General features: G+C 28.5%; 16 protein-coding genes. 6 read left to right on the top strand and 10 right to left on the bottom strand.

Annotated features, from left to right (window positions below; all coding sequences use genetic code 11):
• Positions 1-46: 46 nt before the first annotated feature.
• Positions 47-478: a DUF6146 family protein gene (locus MPF13_RS12360; protein ID WP_249982928.1), complete on the top strand. Its 432-nt coding sequence runs from the start codon at positions 47-49 to the stop codon at positions 476-478.
• Here the strand turns inward: MPF13_RS12360 and MPF13_RS12355 are convergent.
• Positions 471-965, bottom strand: coding sequence for a dihydrofolate reductase (locus MPF13_RS12355; RefSeq protein ID WP_249982926.1), 495 nt, complete (start codon positions 963-965; stop codon positions 471-473). The two genes, MPF13_RS12360 and MPF13_RS12355, sit on opposite strands and share 8 nt — an antisense overlap.
• Positions 966-1,263: 298 nt before the next feature.
• Between MPF13_RS12355 and MPF13_RS12350 the strand changes: the two genes are divergently transcribed.
• The gene (locus MPF13_RS12350) at positions 1,264-1,560 is read left to right on the top strand and encodes an isoamylase early set domain-containing protein (RefSeq protein WP_249982924.1); all 297 of its coding nucleotides are present in this window, start codon (positions 1,264-1,266) and stop codon (positions 1,558-1,560) included.
• Positions 1,561-1,631: 71 nt separating this feature from the next.
• On the opposite strand, the gene MPF13_RS12345 is transcribed toward MPF13_RS12350, so the two are convergent.
• The 5 genes from MPF13_RS12345 to MPF13_RS12325 form a co-directional block, all read right to left on the bottom strand.
• Positions 1,632-2,456 carry a thymidylate synthase gene (locus tag MPF13_RS12345; RefSeq protein ID WP_249982923.1) on the bottom strand — a complete coding sequence of 275 codons (825 nt, stop codon included), beginning with the start codon at positions 2,454-2,456 and terminating at the stop codon, positions 1,632-1,634.
• Between the two features lie 111 nt (positions 2,457-2,567).
• The gene (locus MPF13_RS12340) at positions 2,568-3,971 is read right to left on the bottom strand and encodes a NupC/NupG family nucleoside CNT transporter (protein ID WP_249982921.1); all 1,404 of its coding nucleotides are present in this window, start codon (positions 3,969-3,971) and stop codon (positions 2,568-2,570) included.
• Positions 3,972-3,988: 17 nt separating this feature from the next.
• Positions 3,989-4,600, bottom strand: a complete 612-nt coding sequence (locus tag MPF13_RS12335; RefSeq protein WP_249982919.1) for a bifunctional nuclease family protein — start codon at positions 4,598-4,600, stop codon at positions 3,989-3,991.
• Positions 4,601-4,938: 338 nt separating this feature from the next.
• Positions 4,939-5,895, bottom strand: coding sequence for an electron transfer flavoprotein subunit alpha/FixB family protein (locus tag MPF13_RS12330; RefSeq protein ID WP_249982918.1), 957 nt, complete (start codon positions 5,893-5,895; stop codon positions 4,939-4,941).
• A 21-nt stretch (positions 5,896-5,916) separates the two neighbouring features.
• A complete protein-coding gene (locus MPF13_RS12325) occupies positions 5,917-6,663 on the bottom strand; it encodes an electron transfer flavoprotein subunit beta/FixA family protein (protein WP_249982916.1) in 747 nt (248 codons plus the stop codon).
• A gap of 374 nt (positions 6,664-7,037) precedes the next feature.
• Here MPF13_RS12325 and MPF13_RS12320 point away from each other — a divergent pair, with 374 nt between their 5' ends.
• From MPF13_RS12320 to MPF13_RS12305, 4 genes are all read left to right on the top strand, one after another.
• The gene (locus MPF13_RS12320; protein ID WP_249982915.1) at positions 7,038-8,543 is read left to right on the top strand and encodes a phosphoethanolamine transferase; all 1,506 of its coding nucleotides are present in this window, start codon (positions 7,038-7,040) and stop codon (positions 8,541-8,543) included.
• A gap of 116 nt (positions 8,544-8,659) precedes the next feature.
• Positions 8,660-9,637 carry a pyruvate dehydrogenase complex E1 component subunit beta gene (locus tag MPF13_RS12315; RefSeq protein ID WP_249982913.1) on the top strand — a complete coding sequence of 326 codons (978 nt, stop codon included), beginning with the start codon at positions 8,660-8,662 and terminating at the stop codon, positions 9,635-9,637.
• A 172-nt stretch (positions 9,638-9,809) separates the two neighbouring features.
• Entirely contained in the window at positions 9,810-10,343 is a 534-nt protein-coding gene (locus MPF13_RS12310) for an inorganic diphosphatase (RefSeq protein ID WP_249982911.1), read from the top strand.
• A gap of 277 nt (positions 10,344-10,620) precedes the next feature.
• A complete protein-coding gene (locus MPF13_RS12305; protein ID WP_249982909.1) occupies positions 10,621-13,008 on the top strand; it encodes a sodium-translocating pyrophosphatase in 2,388 nt (795 codons plus the stop codon).
• 46 nt (positions 13,009-13,054) lie between these two features.
• Here MPF13_RS12305 and MPF13_RS12300 read toward each other — a convergent pair whose 3' ends face one another.
• The 4 genes from MPF13_RS12300 to MPF13_RS12285 are packed head-to-tail and all read right to left on the bottom strand — an operon-like array spanning position 13,055 to position 16,578.
• Positions 13,055-13,903, bottom strand: a complete 849-nt coding sequence (locus tag MPF13_RS12300) for a 5-oxoprolinase subunit C family protein (RefSeq protein ID WP_249982907.1) — start codon at positions 13,901-13,903, stop codon at positions 13,055-13,057.
• The gene (gene pxpB, locus MPF13_RS12295; RefSeq protein ID WP_249982905.1) at positions 13,896-14,627 is read right to left on the bottom strand and encodes a 5-oxoprolinase subunit PxpB; all 732 of its coding nucleotides are present in this window, start codon (positions 14,625-14,627) and stop codon (positions 13,896-13,898) included. The genes MPF13_RS12300 and pxpB overlap by 8 nt, the downstream gene beginning before the upstream one ends.
• Positions 14,620-15,351, bottom strand: coding sequence for a 5-oxoprolinase subunit PxpA (pxpA, locus tag MPF13_RS12290; protein ID WP_249982903.1), 732 nt, complete (start codon positions 15,349-15,351; stop codon positions 14,620-14,622). The genes pxpB and pxpA overlap by 8 nt, the downstream gene beginning before the upstream one ends.
• Positions 15,352-16,578, bottom strand: coding sequence for an Nramp family divalent metal transporter (locus MPF13_RS12285; RefSeq protein WP_249982901.1), 1,227 nt, complete (start codon positions 16,576-16,578; stop codon positions 15,352-15,354).
• Positions 16,579-16,653: the final 75 nt, after the last annotated feature.

Below are 16,653 nucleotides of genomic sequence, written 5' to 3'. Positions count from 1 at the left end.
TTTAAAATATTTTTTGCAACTTTACTATTCCACAAAACTACTGATTATGAAACTATTAAAACAAATTCTTATCTTATTTTCTTTTGGATTGGTAATTTATGCCTGTGGCTCATCACCAATAAAAAACAAAAACATTGAAAAAGAAGAACCAGTTGTTATTGCTAACGATAGTTTAGAATATCAAATTATTATAATTGATTTAGGTTTTACATCGTTTTTAAATTCTGTTGCACAACCAGAAGGTTACTACTCTCAAAACTATTTAGAAGCTAGAAATAGAGTTTGGGTTTTAGAATGGAATAATAGAGTTAGAAATCCTCTTCAATTTAATTCTAATATTTACGAAAACAATATTGACTATCAATCTAATATAGATTATGGATATGAAGTAAATTATAAACTATTTAATTACTTTTTATTTGCCCAAAGAAAATATAAAATGAGCTTAGGTGGTGGCTTTAGGCCTAGAATTAGATAGCTTTCTTTGAATAACTTACAAAGCTGTAATCATAAATATTTTTTTCATCAGCTACAAAATCTTCTCTTTTAGATTCTTCCCAAATATTTAAATCTATTTCTGGAAAAAAAGCATCTGCTTCAAATTTATGATGCACTAAGGTAATATCTAATTGATCTGCTAAATCTTTTTCTATAGTTTCCTTATATATTTGAGCTCCTCCAATAATAAAAATATCATCGTCATTTTTCACCATTTCAATAGCTTCTTCTAAACTATGAGCAATTAAACAACCATCTTTAAAATAATTTTTATTTCTTGTAATAATTATAGTTGTTCTGTTTGGCAATGGTTTACCTATAGACTCAAAAGTATTTCTACCCATTAAAATATGATGACCAGAAGTTCTTTTTTTAAACCTTTTTAAATCTGCTGGTAAATGCCATATTAAATCATTGTCTTTTCCTAAAGCGTTGTTTTTTGCAATTGCGGCAATAATTGTAATCATAGTCTATATTTTTTAACAAAATTAAATAATTCTATCATTATTTGACGTTTTTCCTTGTTTTTAAGATGTTTTTTTATTCTTTCGAATACGTTTTCGCACTAAAAACACTGAAAATCAAGCTAAAAGAAACATTCGTTTTTTTAAATAAAATATAATTTAGTGTCCCTTTTTTTTATAATTATCAATAATTTATGTTTCCATTTTAACAAACTCATAATTCTTCAAAATTGTTACAAAACTATCTTTAATATCTTTATTTACTTCTCTACTTTTACTTAAAATTTTGAATACAATAATTATGGCAATTAAAAAACAATTTTTGAAAAGCAAACCAGTTTGTAAAGTTACTTTTACTGTACCTGCTGAAGAAGCTAAAAGTGTAGCAGTAGTTGGAAGTTTTAATGAGTGGAATGAAAAATCTACTCCATTAAAGAAATTAAAAAATGGATCTTTTAAAGGAACTGTTGATTTAGAGTCTGGGAGTTCTCATGAATTTAGATACTTAGTTGATGGTACTTATGTAAATGAATTAGAAGGAGATGGTTTAGCATGGAATGATTATGCTGGAGCAGAAAATAGTGTATTAAGCTTATAACATATAATGTTATGAAAAGATAAAAAAAGAGCTTTCAGAATTTATTTGAAAGCTCTTTTTTGTTCTAAGAATTACACTGCTACCTTACCTTTAATATGCGGGTGAGGATTATAATCTTGTAATTCAAAATCATCAAAAGTAAAATCGAAAATACTTTTTACTTCTGGATTGATTTTCATTTTTGGTAATGGTCTTATATCTCTAGACAATTGTAAGTCTAATTGTTCTTTATGATTGTTATAGATATGCGCGTCTCCAAAAGTGTGAATAAATTCACCTGCTTCATAACCACAAACTTGAGCAATCATCATTGTAAATAATGCATAAGAAGCAATATTAAAAGGAACTCCTAAAAATATATCTGCACTTCTTTGGTATAATTGACAAGACAATTTACCATCTGCAACATAAAACTGAAAAAAGGCATGACAAGGAGGTAAAGCTGCCTTACCATTTGCTACGTTTTCTGAAAAAGAAACAGAAGTATCTGGTAAAACAGATGGGTTCCAAGCAGAAACTAACATCCTTCTAGAGTTTGGATTACTTTTTAAAGTTTGTATAACATCTTCTAATTGATCTATTTCATCACTGTTCCAATTACGCCATTGATGTCCATAAACTGGTCCTAAATCTCCATTTTCATCTGCCCATTCATTCCAAATTCTAACACCATTTTCTTGTAAATATTTAATATTTGTATCTCCATTTATAAACCACAGTAGCTCATAAACTATAGATTTTAAATGTAGTTTTTTTGTTGTTACCATTGGAAATCCCTCACTCAAATCAAACCTCATTTGATACCCAAAAACACTTTTTGTACCTGTTCCTGTTCTATCTCCTTTTTCGTTTCCGTTTTCTAAAACATGCTTAACTAAGTCATGATACTGCTTCATATTCTTTCTAATTTTAGTGGTAACTAAAATAAAAAAAGCTTCAACCTAAATAGATTGAAGCTAAAAATTATATTATAAAGTTATCAACTTTTTTTTGATAACCTAAAGATTTTATCCAATAATCATTCCTGCAATTGTAGCAGACATTAAAGAAGCTATTGTACCTCCAATAAGTGCTTTCATACCAAACTCTGATAAAACTTTTCTTTGTCTAGGTGCTAATGAACCTATACCCCCTATTTGAATACCTATAGAGGCAAAATTTGCAAAACCACATAACATGTATGTAGCCATAATTACAGATTTATTGTAAGTTAAGTGTGTTGCACTTGCAACATTTTTTAACTCTGCTAATTGTATATAACCAACAAATTCACTAGCGGCTAATTTTATTCCTAATAATTGTCCCATCATAGAAATATCTGCAGATGGCACACCAATTAACCACATTAAAGGTGCAAAAATAGAACCTAAAATAAACTCAAGAGATAATGCTTTGTATGCAGTATTTTCAGCAATTATTCCATTTAAAGTTGTTACATCTCCTACCCAACCAAGAATACCATTTAACATAGCAATAATTGCCACAAAAACCAACAACATTGCACCAACATTTACTGCCAATCTTAAACCTTCTGTAGTTCCGTTTGCAATGGCATCTAAAATGTTTGTTCCTATTTTTTCTTGTGAAACGCTTACATCTGTATTTACTGCTTCTGTTTGAGGGAATAATATTTTAGAAATAACAATTGCTCCTGGAGCTGCCATTACTGATGCTGCTAAAAGATGTTTTGCAAAAACTAACTCTAAAGTTTTGTCTCCACCTCCTAAAAAACCAATATAAGCTGCTAAAACTGCCCCTGCAACTGTAGCCATACCTCCTATCATTACCAAAAGCATTTCTGACTTATTCATTTTTTCTAAATAAGCTTTTATTAGAAGAGGTGCTTCTGTTTGACCTAAAAATATATTTCCGGCTACAGAAAGACTTTCCATACCAGATATTCCTAAAAATTTAGATAGTACAATTGCTAAAATTTTAACTACTTTTTGAATAACCCCTAAATAAAATAATAGAGAAGTTAAAGCTGAAAAGAAAATAATAGTTGGTAATACCTGGAAAGCAAAAATGTATCCAAAAGTATTCATATCTCCGACTATACCTGCAAATAAAAATTCACTTCCTGCTTTAGTATAATCTAGTATTTCTATAAAAATACCCCCAACAAATTCAAAAATAGCTTGTATAAACTTTACTTTTAATACTCCTATAGCTATTAACAATTGTAAAGAAAGACCTATTGCAACTTTTTTCCAATCTATTGCTTTTTTATTAGCACTAAAAAGAAATGCAATTACAATTAGTGTAAACATACCTAAAACTCCTCTCCAAAGAGTACTTAAAGAAAAACCTTCACTAGGTAATATTTCTGTAACAGTTTTTGCTGTTTCTGGAGTTTGTGAAAAAACTGAAACTGATAACAAACAAAAAAAGGCAATTAGTATTTTTTTCATAATGTAATTTTGTAATATTAAGAGCGCTTACTTATTTCGTCTCTAATTTTTGCAGCTAACTCATAATTTTCATCAGTAACTGCCTCATCTAATTGATTATTTAATTCTGTTAAAGAATAATCTGAAAAAGAAGGTTCTTTTTTAACTCCTAAGCTTTCTAAATCTATAGAGTCTTCTTCTGTTTCTTCTGTTTGATTTAACTCTAATTCATCTTCAATTTTAAGAAATACACCTGCTTTTTCTAAAATATTTTCGTAGGTATAAATTGGTGCCTGAAAACGAACTGCAATTGCAATTGCATCTGATGTTCTTGTATCTAAAACCTCTTCTTTACCTTCTCTTTCACAAATTAGGCTAGAAAAAAAGACACCATCTACCAATTTATGAATAATTACTTCTTTAACAGTAATTAAAAATCTATCTGAAAATGTTTTAAACAAATCGTGAGTAAGTGGTCTTGGAGGTCGTATTTCTGTTTCTAAAGCGATTGCTATAGACTGTGCTTCAAAAGCTCCAATTATAATTGGCAAAGTTCTAGATCCTTCTATTTCGCTTAAAACTAAAGCATATGCTCCACTTTGAGTTTGGCTGTAAGAAATACCTTTTATAGTTAATTGAATTAAACTCATAAATTTATTTACATAAAACTAAAAAGTGTTTTCTAAACTTTTAAAGTTGTTTTTTTAACTTTTTAGAGGGCACAATTTACTAAAAATAATAGCTTCAAAACTTATATTTCTTTAAAAATAATGATTTTATATTATAAATTTTGCGTGAAGGATTGGAGCATTTGTTTGAGCTCTTTTCTTTTATTGATTGAAATGAAATAAAAGAAAAAGCGAGTGCGTAATGCCTGACGAAATTATTAGTTTTTTATAACTTAATTGATAAAAAAAACCTACCAATTAAATAATTGATAGGTTTATAAATTTTGAATTGATAATAATTTGGGCACGCCCAAAAAATATTACGAAGCTTTAAACGCTTTTAATTTTTCTATTAATTTAGGTACAACTTCAAATGCATCTCCTACTATACCATAATCTGCAGCCTTAAAGAAAGGTGCTTCTGCATCTGTATTAATTACAACTTTTACTTTTGATGCATTTATACCTGCTAAATGTTGAATTGCTCCAGAAATTCCGATTGCAATATATAGGTTTGAAGCTACTGGTTTACCTGTTTGCCCAACGTGTTCTCCATGTGGACGCCAACCTAAATCTGATACTGGTTTAGAACATGCAGTTGCTGCTCCTAAAACATCTGCTAATTCTTCTACCATACCCCAGTTTTCTGGTCCTTTTAAACCTCTACCAGCAGAAACAACTATATCTGCATCTGCAATTGTTACCTTACCAGTAACTCTTTCTATTTTTTCTGATTTTACTGCTGCATCTGCAATAGTAGCGTTAAAACTTTCTGTTGTTCCAGAAACTGAATTCTCATGAATTCCAAAAGAATTTTTAGCAATACCAATTACTTTCTTGTCTGTAGATATTACAGTATTTGAAAATGCTTTGTTTGAAAATGCTTTTCTTTTAACAGTAAATGGACTTGTACTTGATGGAGCATCTACTACATTAGAAGCATAACCTGCTTCTAAATTTACAGCTACTAATGGTGCTAAATACAAGCCATCTATACTAGAATCTATTACTAATACAGTTGCATTTTCTGCATTTGCTACTTCTGTTACAACTGCTGCATATTGTTTAGCGTTAAAAATATTTAAAGAATCATTATTTACTGAAACTACTTTTTCTGCTCCATAATTATATAATTCTGATGAATCGTTTACATTTATTGTTAAAGCTACAACATTAGTACCTAATTGTTCTGCAACTTTATATCCATAAGAAACTACTTCAAAAGCAGATTTCTTAAATTTTCCTTCCGAAGAATCGGCAAAAACTAAAACAGACATATTTCTTAATTTTTTATATTATTATATAACTTTTGCTTCATTATGTAATAAGCTAATTAACTCATCTACATTGTCTGCATCTACTAATTTAACTGCTCCTTTTGGTACAGGTTTTTCAAAAGATTGAATACTTGTTGATTCTTCTCCACCAATAGCTTCAACAACTTGTAAAGGTTTTTTACGAGCCATCATAATACCTCTCATATTTGGTATACGTAAATCTTTCTCTTCTACTACTCCTTTTTGCCCTCCTATTACTAAAGGTAAACTTGAAGATAACGTTTCTGCTCCACCATCAATTTCTCTTGATGCTGTAACATTATTTCCTTCAACTTCAATTCCTACACAACCATTTATGAAATTAAAATCTGTTAAAGCAGCTAACATACCAGGAACCATTTGTCCATTATAATCTGCAGATTCTTTACCAGCTAAGACTAAATCATATTCGCCATTTTTAACAACTTCTGCTAATTCTTTTGCAACCTGAAATCCATCAGTAGGATTTACATTTACACGAATTGCATTATCTGCTCCAATAGCCAATGCTTTTCTTAAAGTAGGTTCTGTTTCTGCTCCACCAACATTTACAACTGTTATAGAAGCTCCTTGTTTTTCTTTAAACCACATTGCTCTTGTTAAGCAAAACTCATCAAAAGGATTAATTACAAACTGAACTCCATTTGTATCAAACTTTGTATCATTTTCTGCAAAATTAATCTTTGATGTGGTATCAGGAACGTGACTAATACAAACCAATATTTTCATAAAATTCTATTTTTATTCTTTTGTTCTTGGCGAAATTACATTTTTTTTTTAAAAAATACTATGCATGCATAGTATTTTTTTGATATTATTTTACTTTTTTACAATAAGTAGACCTATTCATTTAATAAAATGCAAAAAAAGTGTGTTCTTTACAGAGAAAATAAAATTATTACGATAATAAACTTATAAAATAGAAACTCATTATTTACATAAAAAAAGAATTAATTGGATTGATCAGGTAAAAGGACTAGGAATTATCTTAGTTGCATATGGTCTTAATTTTCCTATTATAGAAGATTATATGTATAGTTTTTTTCAACTTTTAATAATGTATCCTATACTTTTATTCATCAATAAATATTTACCTATTTTATATGGAAAAAATTAGAGTCTATAAAAAAGAAATTCAATTTCATTTACTTTTAAATATACTAATAGCAACCTTTATAACTTTTGCTTGTTATATACACATTCCACTTGGTGATAAAAAAGGAGTATTTATGTATGTTGTTCATTTTATATTGCTTCAAATTTCAATTTTTGGTTTTACATATTTTTTAAGCTTAATTAGAAAATTATTTTTAATTGTATTTCCTATTCTCTTTTTTATAAATTCTTGTTTGGCTTTTTGGGTGTACACTCAAGACATTAGTATTGATATTGGCATGATACAAGCAATATCTGAAACAAAATTAGATATTGCTATAGACACTTTAAGCTGGCAATTTATTCTATATATTTTATTGGTATTAATTGTTATAAGCTTTACTTTAAAATACTATATTAAACTAAAAAGAAATACTGTTTACTCTCCATTAATAATTATAAGTATAATTGGTGTTTTAACTTTTTTTCTTGTTGAAAATTATCGTTTTGGAGCTTTTAAAAGGAAACTACCTTACTCATCATTTTTTAGTATGCAATCATACTTAAGTAAATCTGACTTAGTTTTAAAAAATGCCAATAAAAATTTAAAAAGTAATGAAGAAAATCTACATATTATTTTTGTTTTAGGAGAGTCTGTAAGAGCAGATCATCTTTCTTTAAACGGTTATTTTAGAGAAACAAACCCTCTTTTATCTAAACAAAAAAACTTAATCAGTTTTAAAAATATTTATACACCTTTAACTTATACTGCCATTAGTGTTCCACAAATATTAACAGATAAATCAGTTTTAGATACAGCAAATGTTGCAACTAGTATGTACTCTGTTTTAAATAATGCATCTTTTAAAACAGAATGGATTGGAAATCAATCTTTAGAAAAAAGTTTTAAAGACATTGTTTATACAAACAAAACAGTAAAAGTTATAGACCAATTTCATTCTGTTTTAAGTCTTAATAAAGAAAAAGATGCTGAATTATTAAACAATACAACTTTAAACAAAAAGTTTGATGGCAATAAAATTAGTACTATTCATATGATTGGGAGTCATTGGTATTATAATAGTAGAGTTGATGAAAATTATATAAAATTTAAACCAATAACATCAAGTAAATATTTAGGTTCATCAACTACATCAGAACTTATAAATTCTTATGATAACACCATATTATATTTAGATGAATTTTTAAATAGTACAATTGAAACTTTAAAAAAATCTTCAAAAAAAACAATTTTAATTTATCTTTCTGATCATGGAGAAATACTAGGTGAAGATGGTAAATGGTTTCATGCTCAAAATCATAAATCTTCACAAAACCCTGCTATGTTAATTTGGTTTTCTGAAAAATTTAAAGAAACAAATGAAGATAAAATAAGTAAGCTGATATCTAAAAAAACAGATACAATTTCTACAGATTTTCTGTTTCACACTATTTTAGATATATCAAAAATTAAAGGTTATAAAGTTATTAAAGAATTAAGCTTATTTAACTAAAAGTAAGAATTTGTGAAATAGACTAAATAACTTCTATAAATTATGCTTTTTAGCTATCTATTTTCTCATAAATTCGTACTTTTGCTTCTCAAATTAATAATTACAACAAATACTAGATGAAAACAATTCAATTCAGAGAGGCTATTTGCGAAGCCATGAGTGAAGAAATGCGTAGAGATGAGAGCATTTATTTAATGGGTGAAGAAGTTGCAGAGTATAATGGTGCATACAAAGCATCTAAAGGTATGTTAGATGAGTTTGGTCCAAAACGTGTAATCGATACTCCAATTGCTGAACTTGGTTTTGCTGGTGTTGCAGTAGGTTCTGCAATGAATGGTAATAGACCTATTGTAGAATATATGACATTCAACTTCTCTCTAGTTGGTATTGACCAAATTATTAACAATGCTGCAAAAATCAGACAAATGTCTGGTGGTCAATTTAATTGCCCAATTGTTTTTAGAGGACCAACGGCATCTGCTGGTCAATTAGGAGCAACACACTCACAAGCATTTGAAAACTGGTTTGCAAATACTCCAGGTTTAAAAGTAATTGTACCATCTAATCCTTATGATGCAAAAGGTTTATTAAAAGCTGCCATTAGAGATGATGATCCAGTAATTTTTATGGAATCTGAACAAATGTATGGTGATAAAATGGAAGTTCCAGAAGGAGAATACATTATACCAATTGGTGTTGCAGATATAAAAAGAGAAGGTACAGATGTAACTATTGTTTCTTTTGGAAAAATAATTAAAGAAGCTTATAAAGCTGCTGATGAATTAGCTAAAGAAGGAATTTCAGTTGAAATTATCGATTTAAGAACAGTACGTCCTATGGATCATGCTGCAATTATTGAGTCAGTTAAAAAAACAAATAGATTAGTAATTCTAGAAGAAGCATGGCCATTTGCAAGTGTTTCTTCAGAAATAACATATAGAATTCAAGATGAAGCATTTGATCATTTAGATGCTCCAATTAAGAGAATTACAACAGCAGATACTCCTGCTCCATATTCTTCAGTATTATTTAACGCTTGGATACCTAATCATACAGATGTAATTAAAGCTGTAAAAGAAGTTTTATACGTTTAATTATATCTATTAAAATTAAAAAAAGCCTTTTTCTTTTGAAAAAGGCTTTTTTTTTATGATTATGATAAAAAATATACAACCGAAAACCATTGCGTAAATTATACTTTAAAAAAAACGGATAAACCTTATATATTCATTATTTTTACATCCTATTCAATATAAAAAGAAGACAATGAGTAAAGAACAAAAAAAACAAGTAACTTTTGATGTACTTATAGAAATACCTAAAGGAAGTAGAAATAAATATGAATATGATTTTGCTTTACACAAAATTAGATTTGATAGAATGCTTTTTTCTTCAATGATGTACCCTGGTGATTATGGGTTTATACCTGAAACATTAGCATTAGATCAAGATCCTTTAGATGTTTTAGTATTAGGACACCAACCTACTTATCCAATGGTTGTAATGGAAGTTAGACCAATTGGAGTTTTTTATATGACTGATGAAAAAGGACCTGATGAAAAAGTAATATGTGTACCAGTTTCTGATCCAATTTGGAGTAACAAAACTGATATTAAAGATTTAAATCCACATAGATTAAAAGAAATTGAACACTTTTTTCAAGTATATAAAGATTTAGAAAAGAAAAAAGTTGATACTGGTGGTTGGGGAGATGCTGCAGCAGCAGTAAAAATTTATAACGAATGTGTTGAACGTTATGAAGAAAGTGAGCATAAAAAGAAAAGAACTTTTACAATATAAATTCAATCAAAAAAACATCTTATTAAATAAGATGTTTTTTTTTTTGCTTTTAATTAATTTAAATCTTAAAGCATTAATTATAGTTATTAAAAATTTGATAACTATATCTAAATTCAATAACAATAGTAAATAAAACTGACATAAGTCATAGTATTAATATAATAATTTAAAGGGGATCAAATTACATAATCTTTAATTTAGATAGCCTTTTTTTGTCACATTAATTTTATTACTTTAGCTTGTCAAAAAATTTAAACTTAAAATTAACTAAACAAGTATGGAATTAATCGTAAAATTTTTACCTCTTTTTGGTGTTGTAGCCCTTCTTTTCGTTTTTCTAAAAAGCGGATGGGTTTCTAAACAAGAAGTTGGTGATGAAAAAATGTCGCGTATTGCAAAAAATATTGCTGAAGGAGCAATGTCATTTTTAAAAGCTGAATACAAGGTATTGGCAATTTTTGTTGTAGCTGTAGCTATCTTATTATTTTTTAAAGGTTCTTCTGAAGAAGGATCTAGTGGAATGGTAGCTCTTTCATTTATAATTGGTGCTATATGTTCTGCTTTAGCAGGATTTATTGGAATGAAAGTTGCAACTAAAGCTAATGTTAGAACAACACAAGCAGCAAAAACATCTTTAGGAAGAGCTTTAGAAGTAGCTTTTGCTGGAGGAGCAGTTATGGGGTTAGGTGTTGTTGGTCTTGGTATTCTAGGACTTAGTGTTTTATTTATTGCTTATCAAGCTATGTGGCCTGGGTCTGAGAATTTAACTTTAGTTTTAAATGTTCTTTCAGGTTTTTCATTAGGAGCTTCATCAATTGCATTATTTGCAAGAGTTGGTGGTGGTATTTATACAAAAGCAGCAGATGTTGGTGCAGATTTAGTAGGTAAAGTAGAAGCTGGTATTCCAGAAGATCATCCTTTAAACCCTGCAACTATTGCAGATAATGTAGGTGATAATGTAGGTGATGTTGCTGGTATGGGTGCTGATTTATTTGAATCTTATGTAGGTTCTATTATAGGAACTATGGTTTTAGGTGCTTTTATTATCACTCCAGATTTTAATGGAATGGGAGCAGTTTATTTACCTTTAGTACTTGGAGCTGTAGGTATTTTAATGTCTATATTAGGTTCTTTCTTTGTACGAGTAAAAGATGGAGGTAATCCACAAACTGCATTGAATATAGGAGAATTTGGTTCTGCTGGTTTAATGGTAATAGCTTCTTACTTTATTATTGAAAACATGTTAACTGGTACTACTAGTTTACCTCATGGTTCTTTAGGAGTATTTTATGCAGTAATTGCTGGTTTAATTGCTGGTTTAGCTGTTGGTAAAATAACAGAGTATTATACTGCTACAGGAAAAAAACCTGTACTTTCTATTGTAGAACAATCTGAAACTGGTTCTGCTACAAATATTATTGCTGGTTTAGGTGTTGGTATGATGTCTACAGCTATTCCAATTATTTTAATTGCAGCTGCTATTATTGTGTCTCATCATTTTGCTGGATTATATGGTATTGCAATTGCTGCTGTAGGTATGTTAGCAAATACAGGTATTCAATTAGCAGTAGATGCTTATGGTCCTATTTGTGACAATGCAGGTGGTATTGCTGAAATGGCAGAATTACCAAGTGAAGTTAGAGAACGTACTGATAAATTAGATGCTGTTGGTAATACAACTGCTGCTGTTGGTAAAGGATTTGCAATTGCTTCTGCAGCTTTAACTGCTTTAGCTTTATTTGCTGCTTTTATGAAAACTGCTGGTGTTACTGCAATTGATGTTTCTCAACCAAAAATTATGGCTGGTTTATTAATTGGAGGTATGTTACCATTTGTATTTTCTGCATTATCTATGAATGCAGTTGGTAGAGCTGCAATGGCTATGATTGAAGAAGTTCGTCGTCAGTTTAGAGACATTCCTGCTTTAAAAGCTGCTTTAGAAGTTATGCGTAAATATGATTCTGATATGTCTAAAGCTTCTGCAGAAGATAGAGCTATTTTTGATGCTGCAGATGGTGTAGCAGAATATGATAAATGTGTAGATATTTCTACAAAAGCATCTATTAAAGAAATGGTATTACCTGGTTTATTAGCTATTGCTGTACCAGTTGCTGTTGGATTTATTGGTGGTGCAGAAATGTTAGGTGGAGTTTTAGCTGGTGTTACAACTTGTGGTGTTTTAATGGCTATCTTTCAATCTAATGCTGGTGGAGCTTGGGATAATGCAAAGAAAACAATTGAAGAACAAGGAAGAAAAGGAAGTGAAGCTCATAAAGCAGCTGTTGTAGGTGATACAGTTGGAGATCCTTTTAAAGATACTTCTGGTCCTTCTTTAAATATTCTTTTAAAATTAATGTCTGTAGTTGCTTTAGTAATTGCTCCAAGTATAGCAATGAATAGTAGTGCTGTTTCTAACCATAATGAAACTAAAAAAGAAGTTAAAGTTGAAATTAAACAAACTTCTGGAGATTTAGCAATGGCTACAATTACTACAACAAAAACTATTGATGGTAAAATAACTGAGGAAATTCAAAAAATTGAAGGAACTGTTGCTGAAATTGAAAAGAAAGCTAAAGAAGCTGGAAATATTGTTTCTGTAAATGTTGAAAAAAACAAAAAAGAAATAAAAGAAACTGTTGAAGTTATTGTTGAAACAAAGCAATAATTTTTTTATAATTCTTATAAAAAGCATCCAAAATTGGATGCTTTTTTTATGCTTCTAAAACAAAGTTAAAACTATCATTTGTAGTTTTTTGTGCTAATTGATTTATTGCACTTTCTTTAAGTTGTAAAATTCTTGGATAACCTCCTGTTACTTGGCAATCTCTCATTAAAATTATTAATTTCCCTGAGGGTGTTAACTGAATAGTACCTGGCAAAACTGCTGAAGTTAAAATTTGAGGCAATTCATTTTTAATAGATTCTCTTAATCTATATCCCATTCTATTATTATCATTTGAGATTGAAAATAAATTATTAAAAAGAAGTTGTTTTTGAGTATCATTTAACAAATCAAACTCAGGCCCCTTATAACATTGTATATGTCTTATATTAAAATGAGATTTTAATACTTTAACAGAAGTGTTACTAGAAACCAATTTATGAGTAATTTCATCTATAGGAAGAATTTCATTTTTCTGAATAACATTATTTTCTGTAATTTTCTGATAAAAACTTCTACTTTTTAGTTTAATTTCAGTTTTAAATCCTCCTAAAACAGCTAAATAACATCTTACTCCAAAATGAACACTTCCAAAAGACAAAACATCATTTTTAGAGATAATAATTCTAGTATTTAATAAAACTGATTGGTTATTAATTTTTGGCGAAAAATTACCTCCAGAAATACAAATAACAGTATCAGATAAAAATTCAAGTTTTGCACCTCCAAAAGTAATTTCTATCAATGCAGCATCTAAAGAATTTCCCAAAATACTATTAGCTATATTAGCAGAATAAGTATCCATAACTCCAGAAATAGGTACCCCTAAAGAGGCAAAACCTATTCTTCCTTTATCTTGAATGGAACTATAAAAACCAGCTTTTAAAACTTTAATCATCTAATATAGATTTTGAAAGTTGATAATCTCCATTTACTATTTCTTTTTCTATTAGATAAAACTCATTTTTAGAAATTGATAAAAACTTAATCTTATCTCCTGCTTTTGCAAAACAAGGATTTTGGTTTTCTATATTAAAAAAATCAATTGGCGTTTTTCCAATGATATTCCAACCACCAGAAGATTCTGTTGGATATACACCAGTTTGTTGCCCACCAATTGCAACAGCTCCTTTTTCTACCTTTAACCTTGGATTTGATTTTCTATCAACAAATATTTGTGGATTTAATCCTCCTAAATATAAAAACCCAGGCAAAAAACCTATAAAGAAAACTGTGTAAATTTTTTCTGAATGTAATTTTACAATTTCTTGTTTTGTAAAGTTTGTTTTAAGTGAAATTTCCTCTAAATCTATTCCAAATGCAGAATCATAACAAACAGGGATTTTCCATAAATAATTTAGTTCTTTTTTAACCTGTAATTTAGTTTTATAAATGTTTTTTAATTTACTTTCTAATATTAAAAAATTACTCCATTCATCTATTAACCTAATTGTTAAAGAATTATAACCAACTATTAAATCAGTAAAAAGAACATCTAAATTGTCTTCTATTTTCTGTTTAAAATTTAGAATGTCATTTAAAATTTCTTCATCAATAATAGCATCCCATTCAATTAGAATAGCTTTTTTGCCAAAAGGTTTGAATGTAATTTTTTTATCCAATTTTAATTCCTTTTTTTAATAATTCTTTAGAGAGTGTTTTTAAAATTTCTAAAGAATGTTTATTATCTCCATGAATACAAAAAGTATCTACTTTTATAGGCTTATCAATATTAGAAATCGTTTTTACTTTCCCTTTTAACGCCATTTCACAAACATGATTTAACACATTTTTTGGATTAAATATTAACGCTTTTTCATTACTTCTAGAAACAAGTGTTAAATCCTCATTATAATTTCTATCAGCAAAAGCTTCGTACTTAATTTCAATTTTATTTTTTAATGCTACTTTTTCAATTTCTGAATTAAAAGGAACATATAAAAAAACATCACTCATATATTTCTTAATTGTATTTATAAAAAGTATTGCAGATTTTTCATCTACACTTATTAAATTATACAAAGCTCCATGTGGTTTTATATGATGCAATTTTTGATTGAATTTAGACAATCTTTCTAAGAATAAATCTATTTGATTTTGAATACTTTTTTTTAAATCTTCATTTGAAATATCTATAATTTTTCTTCCAAAATTTTCTTTATCAGGAAAAGATGGATGAGCTCCAATTAAAACATTATTATCTATAGCTAAATTAATACTAGAGTCTATAGAATTTTTATCACCAAAATGACCTCCACAAGCAATATTGCAAGAGGAAATAAATTGCATTAATAAATGTTCGTTTTCTACACCTTCTCCAACATCACAATTAATATCTATTTTCATTTAAAAAACATTAAAGACTTTTAAGATTCCTTTTAAACCTAAAAAAATGGTTATTCCTAAAATTACAAAACCAAAAATATTTTGAAATTTACTATTTACAAAACTTCCTAAGACCACTTTTTTATTCATTATCCACAATAAAGCTCCAGCAATTACTGGTAGTAACATTCCGTTAGCAACTTGAGCAAATTTTATAATTTCAATGGGTTTTATTCCTATTGAAGAAAATAAAACTCCTATTAACAAAATTGCAATCCAAACCAATCTAAATTTTTTAGATTTTAATCCACCTTTCCATCCTAAACAACCTTTGGCTACATAAGCTGCTGCAAGTGGAGCTGTAATTGCAGAAGTTATTCCAGCAGCAAATAATCCTAGAGCTAAAAAATATTTAGCGAATTCTCCATATAAAGGAGCCAATCCTTTAGCTAAATCTGCAGCATTATTAATATTAGTAACTTGAATTGAAGCTGCAGAAATTATAATTGACATAGATACTAAGCCTCCTAAAACAATAGATATAAAAGTGTCTTTTTTTGCTAATTTTAAGTCTTCTTTTTTGTACCATCTTTCTTTAACTAAAGAAGCATGCAAAAATAAATTATAAGGCACAACTGTAGTACCTATTAAACCAATTATTGTGAGTATACTTTTATCTGGAAATTTAAGAATAAACATTCCTTTTAAAATTTCTAAAACATTGGGTTTTGTAACAATTGCTGTAATTAAAAAAGAAACACTCATTATTAAAACAAGTGAAACCAACGTTTTTTCTAAAAACTTATAATTACCAATATACAATAACGTAAAGGCGATTACACCTATAATTATACTTAAAACATTAACACTTATAGACCCCAAATTTATAATAGTTTCACCTAAAACTGTTTCTAAACCTAAAATTCCTCCGCTAATATTTCCTGCTTCATAAGAAGCATTACCAACCACAACTGCAGCCAATATTAAAAAAGTTAATAACTGTTTTAAAAGTGGGTTTTTAATTTCCTCTCTAATTACTTCAGACAATCCTTTTTGAGAAATAATACCTAATCTAGCAGCCATTTCTTGCAACACAATTGTTGCAATTATAGAAAGTAACATTGCCCAAAGTAAATTAAATCCGAAATTTACTCCTGCAAGTGTACAAAGTGTAACAGTTCCTGGACCAATAAATGCTGCTGCAATTAAAGTGCCTGGTCCTATATTTTGAAACCATTTTTTAATCATAAATAAAATTCTAAATTTATTTCTGACTAAAGATACTTTTTTAAAATAAAAAACACCTCAAAAAGAGGTGTTTTC

It is taken from the genome of Polaribacter sp. Z022 (assembly GCF_023555495.1).
Taxonomy (GTDB): Bacteria; Bacteroidota; Bacteroidia; order Flavobacteriales; family Flavobacteriaceae; genus Polaribacter.
This window is presented reverse-complemented; position numbering and strand designations above follow the sequence as displayed.

What these genes read in the sequence shown, in the direction of transcription:
- MPF13_RS12360 (WP_249982928.1), top strand. Translation starts at nt 47, where the DNA reads ATGAAACTATTAAAACAAATTCTTATCTTATTTTCTTTTGGATTGGTA.
- MPF13_RS12355 (WP_249982926.1), bottom strand. Translation starts at nt 965, where the DNA reads ATGATTACAATTATTGCCGCAATTGCAAAAAACAACGCTTTAGGAAAA.
- MPF13_RS12350 (WP_249982924.1), top strand. Translation starts at nt 1,264, where the DNA reads ATGGCAATTAAAAAACAATTTTTGAAAAGCAAACCAGTTTGTAAAGTT.
- MPF13_RS12345 (WP_249982923.1), bottom strand. Translation starts at nt 2,456, where the DNA reads ATGAAGCAGTATCATGACTTAGTTAAGCATGTTTTAGAAAACGGAAAC.
- MPF13_RS12340 (WP_249982921.1), bottom strand. Translation starts at nt 3,971, where the DNA reads ATGAAAAAAATACTAATTGCCTTTTTTTGTTTGTTATCAGTTTCAGTT.
- MPF13_RS12335 (WP_249982919.1), bottom strand. Translation starts at nt 4,600, where the DNA reads ATGAGTTTAATTCAATTAACTATAAAAGGTATTTCTTACAGCCAAACT.
- MPF13_RS12330 (WP_249982918.1), bottom strand. Translation starts at nt 5,895, where the DNA reads ATGTCTGTTTTAGTTTTTGCCGATTCTTCGGAAGGAAAATTTAAGAAA.
- MPF13_RS12325 (WP_249982916.1), bottom strand. Translation starts at nt 6,663, where the DNA reads ATGAAAATATTGGTTTGTATTAGTCACGTTCCTGATACCACATCAAAG.
- MPF13_RS12320 (WP_249982915.1), top strand. Translation starts at nt 7,038, where the DNA reads ATGGAAAAAATTAGAGTCTATAAAAAAGAAATTCAATTTCATTTACTT.
- MPF13_RS12315 (WP_249982913.1), top strand. Translation starts at nt 8,660, where the DNA reads ATGAAAACAATTCAATTCAGAGAGGCTATTTGCGAAGCCATGAGTGAA.
- MPF13_RS12310 (WP_249982911.1), top strand. Translation starts at nt 9,810, where the DNA reads ATGAGTAAAGAACAAAAAAAACAAGTAACTTTTGATGTACTTATAGAA.
- MPF13_RS12305 (WP_249982909.1), top strand. Translation starts at nt 10,621, where the DNA reads ATGGAATTAATCGTAAAATTTTTACCTCTTTTTGGTGTTGTAGCCCTT.
- MPF13_RS12300 (WP_249982907.1), bottom strand. Translation starts at nt 13,903, where the DNA reads ATGATTAAAGTTTTAAAAGCTGGTTTTTATAGTTCCATTCAAGATAAA.
- pxpA (WP_249982903.1), bottom strand. Translation starts at nt 15,351, where the DNA reads ATGAAAATAGATATTAATTGTGATGTTGGAGAAGGTGTAGAAAACGAA.
- MPF13_RS12285 (WP_249982901.1), bottom strand. Translation starts at nt 16,578, where the DNA reads ATGATTAAAAAATGGTTTCAAAATATAGGACCAGGCACTTTAATTGCA.